The 17559-nt window shown below is 62.0% G+C and carries 15 protein-coding genes; 14 read left to right on the forward strand and 1 reads right to left on the reverse strand.

Translation table 11 applies throughout. The features are described 5' to 3' along the window. Positions 1 to 93 precede the first annotated feature (93 nt). From fabZ to ispD, 12 genes are all read left to right on the forward strand, one after another. Positions 94 to 534 (forward strand): 3-hydroxyacyl-ACP dehydratase FabZ, encoded by a 441-nt coding sequence (fabZ, locus tag GKC70_RS06010; protein WP_029613427.1) that lies wholly within the window; start codon positions 94 to 96, stop codon positions 532 to 534. Beyond that, positions 531 to 1307, forward strand: coding sequence for an acyl-ACP--UDP-N-acetylglucosamine O-acyltransferase (gene lpxA / locus GKC70_RS06015; protein WP_342650748.1), 777 nt, complete (start codon positions 531 to 533; stop codon positions 1305 to 1307). Before fabZ ends, lpxA begins: the two co-directional genes overlap by 4 nt. A 1-nt stretch (position 1308) precedes the next feature. Beyond that, positions 1309 to 2436, forward strand: a complete 1128-nt coding sequence (gene lpxB, locus GKC70_RS06020; RefSeq protein ID WP_342650749.1) for a lipid-A-disaccharide synthase — start codon at positions 1309 to 1311, stop codon at positions 2434 to 2436. Position 2437: 1 nt separating this feature from the next. Beyond that, a complete protein-coding gene (gene rnhB / locus GKC70_RS06025; RefSeq protein ID WP_342650750.1) occupies positions 2438 to 3061 on the forward strand; it encodes a ribonuclease HII in 624 nt (207 codons plus the stop codon). A 92-nt stretch (positions 3062 to 3153) separates the two neighbouring features. Then, entirely contained in the window at positions 3154 to 6678 is a 3525-nt protein-coding gene (gene dnaE, locus GKC70_RS06030; protein ID WP_342650751.1) for a DNA polymerase III subunit alpha, read from the forward strand. A 106-nt stretch (positions 6679 to 6784) separates the two neighbouring features. Next, entirely contained in the window at positions 6785 to 7732 is a 948-nt protein-coding gene (gene accA / locus GKC70_RS06035) for an acetyl-CoA carboxylase carboxyl transferase subunit alpha (RefSeq protein ID WP_342650752.1), read from the forward strand. A gap of 40 nt (positions 7733 to 7772) precedes the next feature. Then, positions 7773 to 9056 carry a tRNA lysidine(34) synthetase TilS gene (gene tilS, locus GKC70_RS06040; RefSeq protein ID WP_342650753.1) on the forward strand — a complete coding sequence of 428 codons (1284 nt, stop codon included), beginning with the start codon at positions 7773 to 7775 and terminating at the stop codon, positions 9054 to 9056. Between the two features lie 269 nt (positions 9057 to 9325). Beyond that, positions 9326 to 10954 carry a CTP synthase gene (locus GKC70_RS06045; RefSeq protein ID WP_295485757.1) on the forward strand — a complete coding sequence of 543 codons (1629 nt, stop codon included), beginning with the start codon at positions 9326 to 9328 and terminating at the stop codon, positions 10952 to 10954. Between the two features lie 3 nt (positions 10955 to 10957). Continuing rightward, complete coding sequence (gene kdsA / locus GKC70_RS06050) at positions 10958 to 11803, forward strand: 3-deoxy-8-phosphooctulonate synthase (protein WP_039579563.1); 846 nt, start codon at positions 10958 to 10960, stop codon at positions 11801 to 11803. A gap of 153 nt (positions 11804 to 11956) precedes the next feature. Next, on the forward strand, positions 11957 to 13246 hold the full coding sequence (eno, locus tag GKC70_RS06055; protein WP_039579560.1) for a phosphopyruvate hydratase: 1290 nt from the start codon (positions 11957 to 11959) through the stop codon (positions 13244 to 13246). A 163-nt stretch (positions 13247 to 13409) separates the two neighbouring features. After that, positions 13410 to 13691 carry a cell division protein FtsB gene (gene ftsB / locus GKC70_RS06060; RefSeq protein WP_029613437.1) on the forward strand — a complete coding sequence of 94 codons (282 nt, stop codon included), beginning with the start codon at positions 13410 to 13412 and terminating at the stop codon, positions 13689 to 13691. After that, positions 13688 to 14395: a 2-C-methyl-D-erythritol 4-phosphate cytidylyltransferase gene (gene ispD / locus GKC70_RS06065; RefSeq protein WP_342650754.1), complete on the forward strand. Its 708-nt coding sequence runs from the start codon at positions 13688 to 13690 to the stop codon at positions 14393 to 14395. Before ftsB ends, ispD begins: the two co-directional genes overlap by 4 nt. Before the next feature lie 26 nt (positions 14396 to 14421). Here ispD and GKC70_RS06070 read toward each other — a convergent pair whose 3' ends face one another. Further along, positions 14422 to 15318 carry a LysR substrate-binding domain-containing protein gene (locus GKC70_RS06070; protein WP_342650755.1) on the reverse strand — a complete coding sequence of 299 codons (897 nt, stop codon included), beginning with the start codon at positions 15316 to 15318 and terminating at the stop codon, positions 14422 to 14424. A gap of 104 nt (positions 15319 to 15422) precedes the next feature. On the opposite strand from GKC70_RS06070, the gene GKC70_RS06075 reads away from it, so the two are divergent. After that, complete coding sequence (locus GKC70_RS06075) at positions 15423 to 16535, forward strand: S-(hydroxymethyl)glutathione dehydrogenase/class III alcohol dehydrogenase (RefSeq protein WP_039579556.1); 1113 nt, start codon at positions 15423 to 15425, stop codon at positions 16533 to 16535. A gap of 8 nt (positions 16536 to 16543) precedes the next feature. Then, on the forward strand, positions 16544 to 17389 hold the full coding sequence (gene fghA / locus GKC70_RS06080; RefSeq protein ID WP_342650756.1) for an S-formylglutathione hydrolase: 846 nt from the start codon (positions 16544 to 16546) through the stop codon (positions 17387 to 17389). The last annotated feature ends 170 nt before the right edge of the window (positions 17390 to 17559 follow it).

A 17559-nucleotide genomic window follows, 5' to 3' on the forward strand; every position in this document is an offset into this window, starting at 1 on the left:
TGAACAGTCGCTCGCTGGCTCCTCTTTGGACTGCAAAAGGAGCGTGTGGTCAGCACCTGCGCTCCCTATTCTTATTACAGGCTTCCCCCCGAAATGATGGACATCAACGAGATTCGCGAATACCTGCCTCACCGTTATCCGTTCCTGCTGGTGGACCGGGTCACGGACCTGGACTTCGAGGCCCAGAGCATTCGTGCCTACAAGAATGTCAGCATCAATGAACCGTTCTTCAACGGTCACTTCCCGGCGCATCCGATCATGCCTGGCGTGCTGATCATCGAAGCGATGGCCCAGGCAGCCGGGATTCTCGGGTTCAAGATGCTCGATGCGAAGCCTGCCGATGGCACGCTCTATTACTTCGTCGGCTCCGACAAACTGCGCTTCCGCCAGCCGGTGCTGCCCGGCGATCAGTTGGTACTCGAAGCCACGTTCCTCAGCCGCAAAAGCATGATCTGGAAGTTCGAGTGCCGTGCTCTGGTCGACGGCAAGCCGGTCTGCTCGGCCCAGATCACCTGTGCGGAACGCTCCCTATGAGTTCGATTGATCCGCGGGCGATCATCGATCCGTCGGCCAAGGTGGCTGACGGTGTCGAGATTGGCCCCTGGTCGATCGTAGGCCCCGATGTCGAAATCGGGGAGGGCAGTGTTATCGGCCCGCACGTAGTGCTCAAAGGGCCGACCCGAATCGGCCGGCACAACCGTATCTACCAGTTCAGTTCCATCGGTGAAGACACCCCGGACCTCAAGTACAAGGGCGAGCCTACCCGTCTGGTGATTGGTGATCACAATGTGATCCGCGAAGGCGTCACCATTCACCGTGGAACCGTTCAGGACCGCTTCGAGACTACGCTGGGTGACCACAACCTGATCATGGCCTATGCCCATATCGGCCACGACAGCGTGATCGGCAATCACTGCATCCTGGTCAATAACACGGCGCTGGCCGGCCATGTGCATGTAGGTGACTGGGCGATCCTGTCTGGCTATACCCTGGTGCATCAGTATTGCCACATCGGCGCCCACGCCTTTTCCGGCATGGGCACGGCCATTGGCAAGGATGTGCCGGCATTCGTCACGGTGTTCGGCAGCCCGGCCGAAGCGCGCAGCATGAACTTCGAAGGCATGCGCCGTCGTGGTTTCAGCGATGACGTGATCCAGAACCTGCGACGCGCCTACAAGATCGTTTACCGTCAGGGCTTGACGGTGGAGGACGCAGTCAAGGAACTGGATGAGTTGGCGGCTCTGAATCCTGAAGTCGAGTTGTTCCGTCAGTCGATCCTCAGTTCCGCCCGCGGCATCACGCGCTGACATGGCCTCACTTTGCGTAGCGCTGGTCGCCGGTGAGGCCAGCGGCGACATCCTAGGCTCGGGTCTGATGCGTGCGCTCAAGGCACGTCACCCCGACGTCCGTTTCATTGGCGTCGGTGGTCCTCTGATGGAGGCCGAAGGGCTGCAGTCTTACTTCCCCATGGAGCGCCTGTCGGTGATGGGTCTGGTCGAGGTGCTGGGACGTTTGCGCGAACTGCTCAAGCGCCGCAAGGACCTGATCCAGACGCTGATCGGCGAGAAGCCCGACGTGTTCATCGGCATCGACGCACCGGACTTCACCCTCACCATCGAATTGAAGCTGCGTCAGGCCGGGATCAAGACCGTGCATTACGTCAGCCCCTCCGTCTGGGCTTGGCGGCAGAAGCGGGTGTTCAAGATCCGCGAAGGCTGCGACCTGATGCTCACCCTGCTGCCCTTCGAGGCGAAGTTCTACGAAGAGCAAGGCGTGCCTGTACGCTTCGTGGGTCATCCGCTGGCCGACACTATTCCCCTGCAAGCCGATCGCAGTGCTGCGCGCGCGTCTCTGGGGTTTGGCGATGGACCGCTGGTGGCACTGATGCCGGGCAGTCGCGGTGGTGAGGTCGGACGCTTGGGTGAGGTGTTCCTGGACACGGCCAAGCGCTTGCAGCACTTGATTCCTGGAGTGCGCTTCGTCTCTCCCTGTGCCAACCCGGCACGCCGTGCACAGCTCGAGCAGATGCTGCAAGGCCGCGATCTGCCACTGACGCTGCTCGACGGTCAGTCTCACCTGGCGCTGGCGGCGTGTGATGCGGTGCTGATCGCTTCCGGCACGGCCACCCTTGAAGCCTTGTTGTACAAGCGTCCGATGGTGGTGGCCTATCGCTTGGCACCGTTGACGTTCTGGATTCTCAAGCGAATGGTTCGCAGCCCCTACGTGTCCTTGCCCAACCTGCTCGCCCAGCGCCTGTTGGTGCCTGAGTTGTTGCAGGACGCCGCCACGCCTGAGGCCCTTGCCACGACCTTGGCACCGCTGGTGCGCGAGGGTGGCGAGCAGACCGACAGTTTCGACCGGATCCACCGCACCTTACGCCGCGACGCCTCCAACCAGGCTGCCGAGGCCGTGCTGGCCTTGCTCGGGAAGCACTGATATGCAGATGGGACTGGATTTCAAGCTGGTCGAGGAACTCGTTGCCGGTGTCGACGAGGTGGGTCGGGGTCCGCTGTGCGGTGACGTGGTCACCGCCGCGGTGATCCTCGATCCGGATCGGCCGATTCTCGGCTTGAACGACTCCAAGAAACTGACCGAAGCACGCCGCGAGTCGCTGTTCGAGGAAATCTGCGAAAAGGCGCTGGCCTTCTGCATCGCTCGCGCCAGTGTCGAAGAAATCGATCGACTGAACATCCTGCATGCCACGATGCTGGCCATGCAGCGTGCCGTCGATGGACTGAGCACTCAGCCGAAACTGGCGTTGATCGACGGCAACCGCTGTCCGCAGTTGGCCGTGCCTGCCTCGCCGGTGGTCAAGGGCGACTCGCAAGTGCCGGCCATCGCCGCCGCGTCGATCCTGGCCAAGGTTACCCGTGATCGCGAAATGAGCGCGTTCGAGCTGATCTATCCGGGATACGGCATCGGCGGACACAAGGGTTACCCAACGCCAGTGCATCTCGAAGCCTTGGCGCGGCTGGGTCCGACGCCGATTCATCGGCGTTCCTTCGCGCCGGTTCGTGCCGCCTATGAGGCGCGGGTCGGGCACACCTCTTCGTTGATCTAACCGCTCCCGCCGCGCGAGCAGCGGTCGCAATCCTTGCGGCCAATTACGCTACAATCGCGCCTTTGTCGTTCATCGCTGTCACAGGATCCTCCATGCCGGTCTCCTTCGTTCACCTTCGCGTGCATTCCGAATTCTCCCTGGTCGATGGCCTGGTGCGGATCAAGCCGCTGGCCAAGGCCCTGGCCGGAATGAACATGCCGGCGGTGGCGATCACCGATCAAAGCAACATGTGCTCGTTGGTCAAGTTCTACAAGTCTGCCATGGGGGCTGGCATCAAGCCGATCTGTGGTGCCGACCTGTGGCTGGCCGGTGCCGAGCCGGAAGCGCCGCTGTCGCGCATCTGCTTCCTGGCCATGAGCCCGGAAGGCTATCGCAACCTCACCGAGCTGATTTCTCGCGGTTGGACCGATGGCCAGCGCAACGGCCTGGTCATCATCCAGCGCGAGTGGATTGCCCCGGCCAGCGAAGGGCTGATCGGTTTGTCCGCCGCGCGTGAAGGCGATATCGGCATGGCGCTGTTGGCCGGCCGTCAGGATGAGGCCGAGGCGTTGCTGCGCGACTGGATGCAGATGCTGCCCGAGCGCTTCTATGTTGAGGTGCAGCGCACCAATCGCGCGCGTGACGAAGAATATGTCCACGCCGCCGTGGCCCTGGCAGACAAGCTCGGCGCGCCCCTGGTGGCAACCAACGATGTGCGCTTCATCAAGCAGTCCGACTTCGACGCCCATGAAACCCGTGTCTGCATCGGCGAAGGCTGGACCCTGGACGATCCGCGCCGTCCACGTCTGTACAGCGATCAGCAATACCTCAAGTCGGCCGAGGAAATGGCCGAGCTGTTCAGCGACTTGCCAGACGCGATCGCCAACACCGTGGAGATCGCCAAGCGCTGCAACATCTCCGTGCAGTTGGGCAAATACTTCCTGCCCGATTTTCCGACGCCCAATGGCATGGGCATCGACGACTACCTGCGCCACGTGTCCCACGAAGGCCTGGAAGAGCGTCTGGCGGTACTCTGGCCGAAGGAAACCACGCCTGACTACGATGAGAAACGCCAGGTCTACCTGGACCGGCTGAAGTTCGAGCTGGACATCATCATCCAGATGGGTTTCCCGGGTTACTTCCTCATCGTCATGGACTTCATCAAGTGGGCCAAGAACAACGGCGTCCCGGTGGGGCCTGGCCGTGGTTCGGGTGCCGGCTCGCTGGTGGCCTATGTCCTGAAGATCACCGACCTCGACCCGCTGGCCTATGACCTGCTGTTCGAACGTTTCCTCAACCCTGAACGTGTTTCCATGCCCGACTTCGACGTCGACTTCTGCATGGACGGCCGCGACCGGGTCATCGACTACGTGGCCGAAGCTTATGGGCGCAATGCGGTCAGCCAGATCATCACCTTCGGCACCATGGCTGCCAAGGCGGTGGTGCGTGACGTAGCGCGCGTGCAGGGCAAGTCCTATGGCCTGGCCGATCGCCTGTCGAAGATGATTCCGTTCGAAGTGGGCATGACCTTGGAGAAGGCGTACGAGCAGGAAGAAATCCTGCGCGACTTCCTCAAGGGCGATGAGGACGCCCGGGAAATCTGGGACATGGCGCTCAAGCTCGAAGGGGTCACCCGCGGCACCGGCAAGCACGCCGGGGGTGTGGTGATCGCGCCGACCAAGCTCACCGATTTCTCGCCGATCGCCTGTGATGAAGAAGGCGGCGGCCTTATTACCCAGTTCGACAAGGATGACGTCGAGGCCGCCGGCCTGGTGAAGTTCGACTTCCTCGGCCTGCGTACCCTGACCATCATCAAATGGGCGATGGAGATCATCAACCGCGAGCAGGCCAAGAAGGACCTGCCCGAGGTCAACATCGACTTCATCCCGCTCGATGACCGCAAGACCTACGAGCTGTTGCAAAAGGCTGAAACCACGGCCGTATTCCAGCTCGAATCGCGCGGCATGAAGGAGCTGATCAAGAAGCTCAAGCCCGACTGCCTGGAAGACTTGATCGCACTGGTGGCGCTGTTCCGCCCTGGCCCGCTGCAATCGGGTATGGTCGACGACTTCATCAACCGCAAGCACGGTCGCGCCGAGCTGGCTTATCCGCACCCTGACTATCAGTACCACGGTCTGCAACCGGTGCTGGCGCCGACCTACGGCATCATCCTGTATCAAGAGCAGGTGATGCAGATTGCACAGGTGATGGCCGGCTACACCCTGGGTGGCGCCGACATGCTGCGTCGGGCCATGGGCAAGAAGAAGCCCGAGGAGATGGCCAAGCAGCGTGGCGGCTTTATCGAAGGCTGTGCCAATAACGGCATCGATGCGAACCTCGCAGGAAACATCTTTGACCTGGTAGAGAAGTTCGCCGGCTACGGTTTCAACAAGTCTCACTCCGCTGCCTATGGCCTGGTTTCTTACCAGACCGCCTGGCTCAAGACCCACTACCCGGCGCCGTTCATGGCGGCGGTGCTGTCGGCGGATATGCACAACACCGACAAGGTGGTGGTGCTGGTCGAGGAAGTACGCAGCATGAAGCTGCGCCTCGACGCCCCGGACGTGAATTTTTCCGACTTCAAGTTCACCGTTAACGAGGACGGGCGCATCGTCTATGGCCTGGGTGCGATCAAAGGCGTGGGCGAGGGGCCGGTGGAAGCCATCGTCGAGGCGCGCGCCGAGGGCGGGCCGTTCAAGGACTTGTTCGATTTCTGCGCCCGCGTGGACCTCAAGCGCATCAACAAGCGCACCCTCGACGCCTTGATCCGCAGCGGTGCGCTCGACCGTCTCGGTCCGCACTTCCATGACGAGATCAAGGCCTACCACGCCAACATCGACCGCAACCGCGCCGTGTTGCTCTCGGCGCTCGAAGAGGCGATCAAGGCGGCCGAGCAGACTGCACGCACCGCCGACAGCGGTCACATCGACCTGTTTGGCGGGCTGTTCGTCGAAGAGGACTCCGACGTTTATGGCAACCACCACAGGGTGCGCGACCTGACGCTCAAGGAGCGCCTGAAAGGCGAAAAGGACACCCTTGGGCTTTACCTCACCGGTCACCCGATCGATGAATACGAAGCCGAGATCCGCCGCTTCGCCCGCCAGCGCATCGTCGATCTCAAGCCGTCGCGCGAGACCCAGACCATCGCTGGGATGATCATTGCCCTGCGAGTCATGAAGAATAAGAAAGGCGACAAGATGGGCTTCGTCACCCTCGACGACCGTTCCGGGCGCATCGAAGCCTCGCTGTTCGCCGACGCCTTCATGGCCGCCCAGGCGCTGCTGCAAAACGACGCAATGGTGGTGGTCGAGGGCGAGGTGAGCAACGATGACTTCTCCGGTGGCCTGCGGCTGCGGGTCAAGCAGGTGATGACGCTCGAAGATGCGCGCACCAAGCTGGCCGAGAGTCTGCGCCTGAAAATTGCCCATGAGGCGCTCAAGGGCGATCGCCTGACGTGGCTGGGTGAGCTGATCACGCGTCATCGCGGTGGCTGCCCGATCACCCTCGAGTACACCGGCAGCGACGCCAAGGCCATGCTGCAGTTTGGCGACGAATGGTCGATCGACCCTGCTGATGGCTTGATTCAGACACTGCGTGACCAGTTCGGGCGTGAGAACGTCTTCCTGCAATACCGTTGAAACGACGCATTTTAATCTCGACCTCAAGGCGCCAGATCCCGTAAGGTATGGCGCCAAAACGGATCAACCGGCCGGCCGCCTGGCCGTAGACCCAAGACGGATGCCTATGAACCCGAATTTTCTCGATTTCGAACAGCCGATTGCCGACCTGCAAGCCAAGATCGAAGGCCTGCGCCTGGTTGGCAACGACAACTCGCTGAACATCAGCGATGAAATTGCCCGTCTGCAAGACAAGAGCAGCACCCTGACCGAAAGTATCTTCGGCAACCTGACCAGTTGGCAGATCGCGCGCCTGGCGCGTCACCCGCGTCGTCCTTACACCCTCGACTACATCGAGCACATCTTCACCGAGTTCGAGGAATTGCACGGCGACCGTCATTTCTCCGACGACGCTGCCATCGTTGGCGGCACCGCGCGCCTGGACGGCAAACCGGTGATGGTCATCGGTCACCAGAAAGGTCGTGAGGTGCGGGAAAAGGTGCGGCGCAACTTCGGCATGCCGCGTCCGGAGGGCTACCGCAAGGCGTGTCGTCTGATGGAGATGGCCGAACGCTTCAAGATGCCGATCCTGACCTTCATCGACACCCCGGGCGCTTATCCCGGCATCGACGCCGAAGAGCGCAACCAGAGCGAAGCGATTGCCTGGAACCTGCGGGTCATGGCGCGTCTGAAAACGCCGATCATCGCCACCGTGATCGGTGAGGGTGGTTCGGGCGGCGCGCTGGCCATCGGCGTGTGCGACCAACTCAACATGCTGCAGTACTCCACCTACTCGGTCATTTCGCCGGAAGGCTGTGCCTCGATCCTGTGGAAGACCGCCGACAAAGCCGCAGACGCTGCTGAAGCCATGGGCATCACCGCAGAGCGCCTGAAGAGCCTGAATATCGTCGACAAAGTGATCGGCGAACCGCTGGGCGGCGCCCACCGTGACCCGGCTGCCATGGCCGCCAACATCCGTGCCGACCTGCTCGAGCAATTGGGCATGCTGGGCAAGCTTGACCAGGACGCCCTGCTCAAGCGCCGCTACGACCGCCTGATGAGCTACGGTCTCTGATAGGATCCCGGGGGCGCTATGCGCCCCTTGTGAGGCTGTGATGCTCGACCTCACCCCCTGGCTCAACGCCCCCACCTGGTTCGTCGCCTTCTCTGGCGGACTCGACTCGACCGTTCTGCTTCATCGCCTGGCGGCTCACTGTCGTCGTCATCCTGCGCCGCCCTTGCGCGCCCTCCACATTCACCATGGTCTGCAGACTGCCGCCAATGCCTGGCCCGAGCACTGTCGCGCTGTGTGCGATGCCCTGGGCGTCGAATTGGAGGTCATCCCCGTGGTGGTCGCAGCGGGTGCCAGCCTGGAGCAGGCTGCACGCGACGCGCGCTACGCCGCGTTGGCCAGTCGCCTTGGCCCGGGCGATGTCTTGTTCACTGGCCAGCACCTCGACGATCAGGCTGAGACCCTGCTGTTCAGGCTCCTGCGTGGGGCGGGTTTGCGTGGGATGACGGCCATGCCGTCGTCGCGGACGTTGGGGCAGGGGATGTTGGTCAGGCCGCTGCTGGCCGACTCACGCGAGCACTTGCAGCGTTACGCCGAGGCGCAGGGGTTGAGCTGGATCGACGACCCGTCGAATCAGGACGTCGGATTTTCGCGCAACTACCTGCGGGCTCAGGTGATGCCGCAACTGCGCCAGCGTTGGCCGCAAGCCAGTCAGCAGATGGCCCGCAGTGCCGAGCACCTGGGCGAGGCGCTGGGGCTGCTCGATGAACTGGCTGCCGAGGATTTGCGTTCGGCCGAGCAGGGCGCGCCCTTCGCTTGGCTGGGGCTCGCGTCTCTGGATCTGGGCGCCGTGCGTGCGTTGTCGCCGGCGCGTCAGCGCAATGCGTTGCAGTACTGGCTCAGCCGCCGTACCCGGCTGCCTGACGCCAGGCACTGGGCCGGCTGGAACGCGCTACGCGACGCTGCGCCTGATGCCCAGCCGATCTGGCGCCTGACCGATGGCGAGTTGCAGCGCAGCCACGGGCGGCTCTGGTGGCTGGGCGATGATTGGCGCCAGTGGGAAGCTGGCCAATGGGGTTGGCCTGATCCCGATCAGCCGTTGATCCTGCCTGGCAATGGCGCGGTTTGGCTGCAGGGGGCAAAACCGCCCGAAGGGCTGCGCATTGCCTATCGCCAGGGCGGCGAGCGGCTGAATGTGCCTGGGCGTGGCGAGCGCGACCTCAAGCGTCTGCTCAATGAGCGCCAGCTTCCGCACTTCGTCCGCCAACGCCTGCCGCTACTCTATCAAGGCTCGCGCCTGCTGGCCGTGGCCAACCTGCCAGCGCTTGTGCAGAGCGACTGGCAACTGCAGTGGCAGCCGCCGGGCCGCGTGCAAGGTTTGAGCTGATGCCGACATTCCGGTAGACTACCCTCCCTTCTTGATACAACTTCTGTGGCTTCCTCGAAATCACAGCGGTTGCCGATTACCAAGCAGTTTTTTGCTGGGCTGATTCTTAAAATGACGAGCGAACTCCACACTGGGGATACCCCCGGTCTGTACAGACGCGGCAGTTGTTCGAGATGCACTGTGATTGACGCAGGTGATCGGGGGCTTCGGCCTTCCTTCGCTTTCTCCGGCGGCGCTGACCGCCTTAACGCAGACTTCTAGGGTTTTTCATGACGCGCTACATATTCGTCACGGGCGGTGTTGTTTCTTCATTGGGGAAAGGCATTGCCTCGGCTTCCCTGGCGGCCATCCTGGAAGCGCGGGGGCTCAAGGTCACCATGCTCAAGCTGGACCCGTACATCAACGTCGATCCGGGGACCATGAGCCCGTTCCAGCACGGTGAAGTATTCGTCACCCAGGATGGCGCCGAGACCGACCTCGACCTGGGCCACTACGAGCGGTTCATCCGCACCACCATGACCCAGAACAACAACTTCACCACCGGCCGTATCTACGAGCACGTGCTGCGCAAGGAGCGCCGTGGTGATTACCTGGGCGCCACTATCCAGGTCATCCCGCACATCACCGACGAGATCAAGCGCCGCATCATCAAGGGTGCCGGCGATGCCGACGTGGCCCTGGTGGAAATCGGCGGTACCGTGGGCGACATCGAGTCGCAACCGTTCCTCGAAGCGATTCGCCAGTTGCGCGTCGAAGTGGGCTCCAAGCGCGCCATGCTGATGCACCTGACCCTGGTGCCATACATCGCCACGGCCGGCGAGACCAAGACCAAGCCGACCCAGCACTCGGTGAAGGAGCTGCGCTCCATTGGCCTGCAGCCTGACGTCCTTATCTGCCGCTCCGACCATCCGGTCGATGCGTCTTCGCGTCGCAAGATCGCCCTGTTCACCAACGTTGAAGAGCGCGCGGTGATCTCCCTGGAAGACGTCGACACCATCTACAAGATCCCAGGCGTGCTGCATGCCCAGGGGCTGGACGATTTCGTCGTCGAGCGCTTCGGTCTGCAGTGCAACGGTGCCGATCTGTCCGAGTGGGACAAGGTGGTAGATGCCAAGCTCAACCCTGAGCACGAAGTCACCATCGCCATGGTCGGCAAGTACATGGAACTGCTGGATGCTTACAAGTCGCTGATCGAAGCGATGAGCCACGCCGGCATTACCAATCGCACAAAGGTCAACCTGCGCTACATCGATTCCGAAGACATCGAGAACCAGGGCACCCGCCTGCTCGAAGGTGCCGATGCCATTCTGGTACCGGGCGGATTTGGCCTGCGCGGCGTGGAAGGCAAGATCACTGCGGTGCAGTACGCCCGTGAGAACAAGGTGCCGTACCTGGGTATCTGCCTGGGGATGCAGGTGGCTGTGATCGAGTTCGCCCGTAACGTGATGGGCTGGAAGGATGCCAACTCCACCGAGTTCGATCGCAACAGCGGCCACCCGGTCGTGGGCTTGATCACCGAGTGGGCCGATGCCACCGGTGCAGTCGAAACCCGCAGCGAAGCCTCCGACCTGGGCGGCACCATGCGCCTGGGCGCGCAGGACTGCCAACTGGCGGCCGGCTCCAACGTGCACGATTGCTACGGTAAGGACGTGATCACCGAGCGTCACCGCCACCGCTACGAAGTGAACAACAACCTGCTGCCGCAATTGGTTGATGCGGGTCTGGTGGTTTCCGGTCGCTCAGAAGATGGCGCACTGGTCGAAGTGGTCGAATCCAAGGATCACCCATGGTTCGTCGCTTGTCAGTTCCACCCGGAGTTCACCTCGACCCCGCGCGACGGCCACCCGCTGTTCAGTGGTTTCGTCAAGGCTGCTCTGAAGCAGAAGAACAAGGCCTGATCCATGACCCAGAAGATCATTCGCGTCGGCAACATCGAGATCGCCAACGACAAGCCGTTCGTCCTGTTCGGCGGCATGAACGTTCTGGAGTCCCGTGACCTGGCTCTGAAGGTCTGCGAAGCATATGTACGGGTGACCGAGAAACTCGGTATCCCGTATGTGTTCAAGGCCAGCTTCGACAAGGCCAACCGATCCTCGGTCACGTCCTATCGAGGCCCGGGCATGGAAGAAGGGCTGAAGATCTTCGAAGAGATCAAGCGCACCTTCGACGTGCCGGTGATCACCGATGTGCACGAGCCCTACCAGTGCGAACCGGTAGCCAAGGTCTGCGACATCATTCAGTTGCCGGCGTTTCTCTCGCGCCAGACCGACCTGGTGGTGGCCATGGCCAAGACCGGCGCGGTCATCAACATCAAGAAGGCGCAGTTCCTGGCGCCGCACGAGATGAAGCACATCCTCGCCAAGTGCGTGGAGGCCGGCAACGATCAGCTCATTCTGTGCGAGCGTGGTTCGAGCTTCGGCTACAACAACCTGGTGGTCGACATGCTCGGCTTCGGCATCATGAAGCAGTTCGAGTACCCGGTGTTCTTCGACGTCACCCATTCGCTGCAGACCCCGGGCGGTCGCGCCGACTCGGCCGGTGGCCGTCGTGCTCAGGTCACCGACCTGGCCAAGGCGGGCATGAGCCAGGGCCTGGCCGGACTGTTCCTCGAGGCGCACCCGGATCCTGACAACGCCAAGTGCGATGGTCCTTGCGCGCTTCGTCTGGACAAACTGGAGCCGTTCCTGGCGCAGCTCAAGCAACTGGACGACCTGGTGAAGAGTTTTCCGACGGTAGAAACCGCGTAAAACCCATTTCTCGGGTAAAGTACCGCCCGTTCCGCCTCCGATCTGCCGGTCGGAGGCGTCCTTGGCCCGGCCTGCCGATCGCATGTCCGCCTGGCGCAAGGCAAGAATTCCTCAAGCTGCGTTGTTTTCGTCAATTCTGGAGTGCTTACAACAATGGCAAAGATCGTCGACATCAAAGGTCGTGAAGTTCTCGACTCGCGTGGCAACCCCACCGTGGAAGCCGATGTACTGCTCGACAACGGCATCATCGGCAGCGCCTGTGCGCCGTCCGGTGCTTCCACCGGCTCGCGCGAAGCGCTCGAGCTGCGTGATGGCGACAAGAGCCGTTACCTGGGCAAAGGCGTGCTCAAAGCCGTCGGCAACATCAACGGTCCGATCCGTGATCTGTTGCTGGGCAAGGACCCTTGCGACCAGAAAGCACTCGACCGTGCGATGATCGAACTCGACGGCACCGAGAACAAAGCAAAACTCGGCGCCAATGCCATCCTCGCCGTGTCGCTGGCGGCCGCCAAGGCTGCTGCACAGGACCAGGACCTGCCGCTGTACGCGCACATCGCCAACCTCAATGGCACCCCAGGTCAGTACTCCATGCCGGTGCCGATGATGAACATCATCAACGGCGGCGAGCACGCCGACAACAACGTCGACATTCAGGAGTTCATGGTCCAGCCGGTCGGCGCCAAGACTTTCTCCGACGGTCTGCGCATGGGTACCGAGATCTTCCACCACCTCAAAGCCGTGCTCAAGGCCCGTGGTCTGAGCACCGCCGTGGGTGACGAAGGTGGCTTCGCCCCGAACCTGGCCTCGAACGAAGATGCACTGGCTGCCATCGCCGAAGCAGTCGAGAAAGCGGGCTACACCCTCGGCACCGATGTGACCCTGGCCCTGGACTGCGCCGCCTCCGAGTTCTACGAAGACGGCAAGTACAACTTGTCCGGTGAAGGCAAGTCGTTCGATGCCGAAGGCTTCGCCGACTACCTCAAAGGTCTCACCGAGCGCTTCCCGATCATCTCGATCGAAGACGGCCTGGACGAGTCCGATTGGGCGGGCTGGAAAATCCTCACCGACAAGATCGGCGCCAAGGTGCAACTGGTCGGCGACGACCTGTTCGTGACCAACACCAAGATCCTCAAGGAAGGCATTGAGAAAGGCATCGGTAACTCGATCCTGATCAAGTTCAACCAGATCGGCTCGCTGACCGAAACCCTGGAAGCCATCCAGATGGCCAAGGCGGCTGGGTACACTGCGGTCATTTCGCACCGTTCCGGTGAGACCGAAGACTCCACCATCGCCGACCTGGCTGTGGGCACTGCCGCTGGCCAGATCAAGACCGGCTCGCTGTGCCGCTCCGACCGCGTCTCGAAGTACAACCAGCTGTTGCGTATCGAGGAACAATTGGGTGCCAAGGCCGTCTACCGTGGCCGCGCCGAGTTTCGCGGCTGAGCGAGAGATGGTAAAAAGGCAGCAGCCGTGGCTGTCTGAACGCTCTTACTGAGCTTTCAGCGCTTTCAGACTGGTTTCTGTCATCGAAGCCTGGCCTCGGCCAGGCTTCGTGCTATCGGAAGCTCGCTGCGGCCTGCGGCGGCCTTTTATCCTGGATACCTTCATGCGCAGTCCCTATTGGTTGTTCCTCGTTCTGCTGTTGTTGCTTGCAGGCTTGCAGTATCGCCTGTGGGTAGGCAATGGCAGTCTGGCGCAAGTGGCCGAGTTGCAGCAGCAGATCGCCGACCAGCATGCTGAAAATGAGCGGCTGCTGGAGCGCAATCGCGTGCTCGACGCTGAAGTGCTGGAGTTGAAGAAAGGTATGGAAACCGTGGAAGAACGGGCTCGCCACGAATTGGGAATGGTGAAGGAGGGCGAAACCCTCTACCAGTTGCCACAGAAATGACCCAACAGACGCCAGCCTTCTGGGCCGTGATTCCTGCCGCGGGCGTTGGCGCCCGCATGGCTGCCGACCGTCCCAAGCAGTATCTGCAACTGGGCCGGCAGACACTCCTCGAGCATAGCCTCGACCGTTTTCTCGACCACCCGCTGCTCAAGGGTGTGGTGGTCAGCGTTGCCGAAGACGACCCCTTCTGGCCAGGCTTGCCCTGCGCTCGCGACCCGCGCATCCGCCGCGCGACAGGCGGGCGCGAGCGTGCCGATTCGGTGCTCAATGCGTTGCTGCTGTTGCATGCGCAAGGCGCTGCCGATGATGACTGGGTGTTGGTACATGATGCGGCCAGGCCGAACTTGGCTCGCAGTGACCTGGACAAACTGCTGTCGGAACTGGCTGACGATCCTGTCGGCGGCCTGCTGGCTGTACCGGCTCGCGACACCCTCAAGCGTGCTGACGCCCAAGGCCGCGTCAGTGCCACGATCGATCGCAGTACCGTGTGGCAAGCCTATACACCGCAAATGTTCAGGCTCGGTCTGCTGCATCGTGCACTCGCCGAGTGTCTGGTCGCGGATGTGGCGGTGACCGACGAAGCGTCCGCCGTCGAGTGGGCCGGGCTGGCTCCACGCCTGGTCGAAGGGCGCAGTGACAATATCAAAGTCACTCGCCCTGAGGATCTGGAATGGTTGCGCCAGCGCTGGGCTGGTCGGCGCTGAGACGCCTGCGCTCCAAACGCCGTGCGTCAGTCTTGCCGATACTCCGGTAATCCCGCCAACGCCTCTTTCAAGTAATCCACCAATCGTCGAACCTTCGGCGAGAGATGCCGCTGCTGCGGGTACAGCGCCCACACGGCGGTATTGGGTGGCTGGTGCGCCTGCAACAGTGACACCAGCGCGCCGCTTTGCAGATGTTCGAGCACATAGTAGTCCGGCAGTTGGCACAGCCCCATGCCCTGTAGCGCCGCGTCCAGCACTGCCTGACCGCTGTTGCAGCGCCAGTTGCCTTGCACGCGCTGGCTGATTTCTCGTCCATCCTGCTGCAGCACCCACAGGTCCGAACTGCCGACCAGGCAGTTGTGTCGGGCCAGTTCCGACAGGCTGTGGGGACGGCCATAGCGTTCCAGATAGGCCGGCGAGGCACACAGGTACATGCGCCGCGGTGCCAACCGCGTGGCGATCAGCCTGGAGTCCTGCAGGCGACCCAGGCGGATGGCCAGGTCCATGCCTTCGTGTAGCAGGTCGAGGGTACGGTTGCTCAATTCCACGTCCACCCGAAGCTGTGGATAGCGCGCCATGAAGCGTGTCACCAGCGGCACGATGAAGCGTTCGCCATAGGCCACGGCGCACGTCATGCGCAGCAAGCCCTTGGGTTCGCTGGCCAGATCGCCCATCGCCCGCAGCGCCTCTTCGCGTCCGTCCTGCAGGCGCTGACAGTGCTGTAGAAAGGTTTGCCCGGCTTCGCTCAGGGTCACTCGCCGCGTGCTGCGATACAGCAGGCGGGTCTGTAGCCGCTCTTCCAGTCGGACGATCTGTCGGCTGATATGTGAAGAAGACACACCCAAGCGCTCGGCCGCTGCGGTGAATTGCCCGGCCTCTGCAACGGCTACGAATTCATCGATCCCTTCCCAGCGGCTGGTCATTGATTATCCCTGCATGGCAATAATGTTTTGCTAGTGCTGGGATTATTTATCAAAAGTTGGTGAATTACACTGCCTCTCTCAATAGAACCCTGCTGGAGAGCCTGATGATCAAGTCCCGCGCTGCCGTTGCCTTCGAAGCGAAGAAACCCCTGGAAATCGTCGAAGTCGACGTGGCCATGCCCAAGGCGGGCGAAGTGCTGCTGCGCGTGGTGGCCAGTGGCGTTTGCCACACCGATGCCTATACCCTCTCCGGCGCGGATCCAGAAGGTATTTTCCCCTCGATCCTCGGCCACGAAGGCGGCGCCATCGTCGAGGCGGTCGGTGAGGGTGTCACTTCGGTTGCCGTGGGCGATCATGTCATTCCGCTGTACACGCCTGAGTGCGGCAAATGCAAATTCTGTCTCTCCGGCAAGACCAACTTGTGTCAGGCCATCCGTGCCACGCAAGGCAAGGGCCTGATGCCGGACGGCACCACTCGCTTCAGCTACAAAGGCCAGCAACTGTTCCACTACATGGGCACCTCGACCTTCTCCGAGTACACCGTGCTGCCGGAGATTTCGGTGGCCAAGATCCAGAAGGAGGCTCCGCTGGAGAAGGTCTGCCTGCTGGGCTGCGGCGTAACCACGGGTATCGGCGCGGTACTGAACACCGCCAAGGTCAAACCGGGTGATACCGTGGCCGTCTTCGGTCTGGGCGGCATTGGTCTGTCGGCAATCATCGGTGCGGTGAAGGCCAAGGCCTCGCGCATCATCGCGATCGACATCAACCCGGCCAAGTTCGAGATCGCTCGCCAGTTGGGCGCCACCGATTGCATCAACCCCAAGGAATACGATCGTCCGATCCAGGAAGTGATCGTCGATCTCACCGATGGTGGTGTGGACTTCTCCTTCGAGTGCATCGGCAATGTCCAGTTGATGCGTGCGGCGCTGGAATGCTGCCACAAAGGGTGGGGCGAGTCGGTGATCATCGGTGTCGCTGGCGCTGGCCAGGAAATCGCCACCCGGCCATTCCAGTTGGTCACCGGGCGCGTCTGGCGCGGCTCGGCGTTCGGCGGGGTGCGCGGCCGCAGCGAGCTGCCGAGCTACGTGGAAATGTCCGAAAAGGGCGAAATTCCGCTGGACACCTTCATCACCCACACCATGGGTCTGGAAGACATCAACAAAGCCTTCGACCTGATGCATGAAGGCAAGAGCATTCGCAGCGTGATCCACTTCTGAGGTCAGCCATGAGCCTGGAAAACATCTCCTGTCAAAAAAGCTTCGGCGGCTGGCACAAGCGCTATCGGCACACGTCCAAAGTGCTGGGCTGCGACATGGTATTCGCCGTCTATCTGCCTCCTCAGGCTGAGCTGGGCGGGAAACTGCCGGTGCTGTACTGGCTCAGTGGCCTGACCTGCACCGACGAGAACTTCATGCAGAAGGCCGGCGCCCAGCGCCTGGCCGCCGAGCTGGGGTTGATCATCGTCGCGCCGGATACCAGCCCGCGTGGCGAGCAGGTGCCGGGCGACCCTGATGGGGCCTGGGATTTCGGCCTCGGTGCCGGTTTCTACCTCAATGCCACCCAGCAGCCATGGGCTCAGCATTACCGGATGCACGACTACGTGGTGCATGAGTTGCCGACCTTGATCGAGGCGCATTTCCCGGCCTCCGAGCAGCGCAGCATCAGTGGTCATTCCATGGGCGGGCACGGCGCGTTGGTGTGCGCGCTGCGCAATCCGGGGCGCTATCGCTCGATTTCGGCGTTCTCGCCGATCAGTAATCCCATGGACTGCCCCTGGGGCGAGAAGGCCTTCTCCCGCTACCTGGGCGAAGACCGCTCGCGCTGGCGCGAATGGGACGCCAGCGTGTTGCTGGCAGAGTCGAGCGACTGCCCGCCGCTGTTGGTCGATCAGGGCGATCGCGACGATTTCCTCGACAAACAGCTCAAGCCTCAGGCGCTCGAGCAGGCCGCTCGCAAGGCCGGGCATGCCCTGACCCTGCGCCTGCAACCGGGCTATGACCACAGCTACTACTTCATCGCCAGCTTCATCGATGACCACCTGCGCCATCACGCCCGTGCGTTGCACGGTTGAAAAACAGCGGCAAGCGGCAAGCGGCAAGCGGCAAGAGAGAAGCAGCCCGCGCTAGGCTTGGCTTCAGCTTGTAGCTTGTAGCTTGTAGCTTGTAGCTTGTAGCTTGTAGCTTGTAGCTTGTAGCTTGCAGCGTGCCGTTTCCGAGCAGCCTGCGGCTGCAAATACAGGTA

It is taken from the genome of Pseudomonas sp. REB1044, assembly GCF_038813925.1.
In the GTDB taxonomy this organism is placed as follows: domain Bacteria; phylum Pseudomonadota; class Gammaproteobacteria; order Pseudomonadales; family Pseudomonadaceae; genus Aquipseudomonas; species Aquipseudomonas boreofloridensis.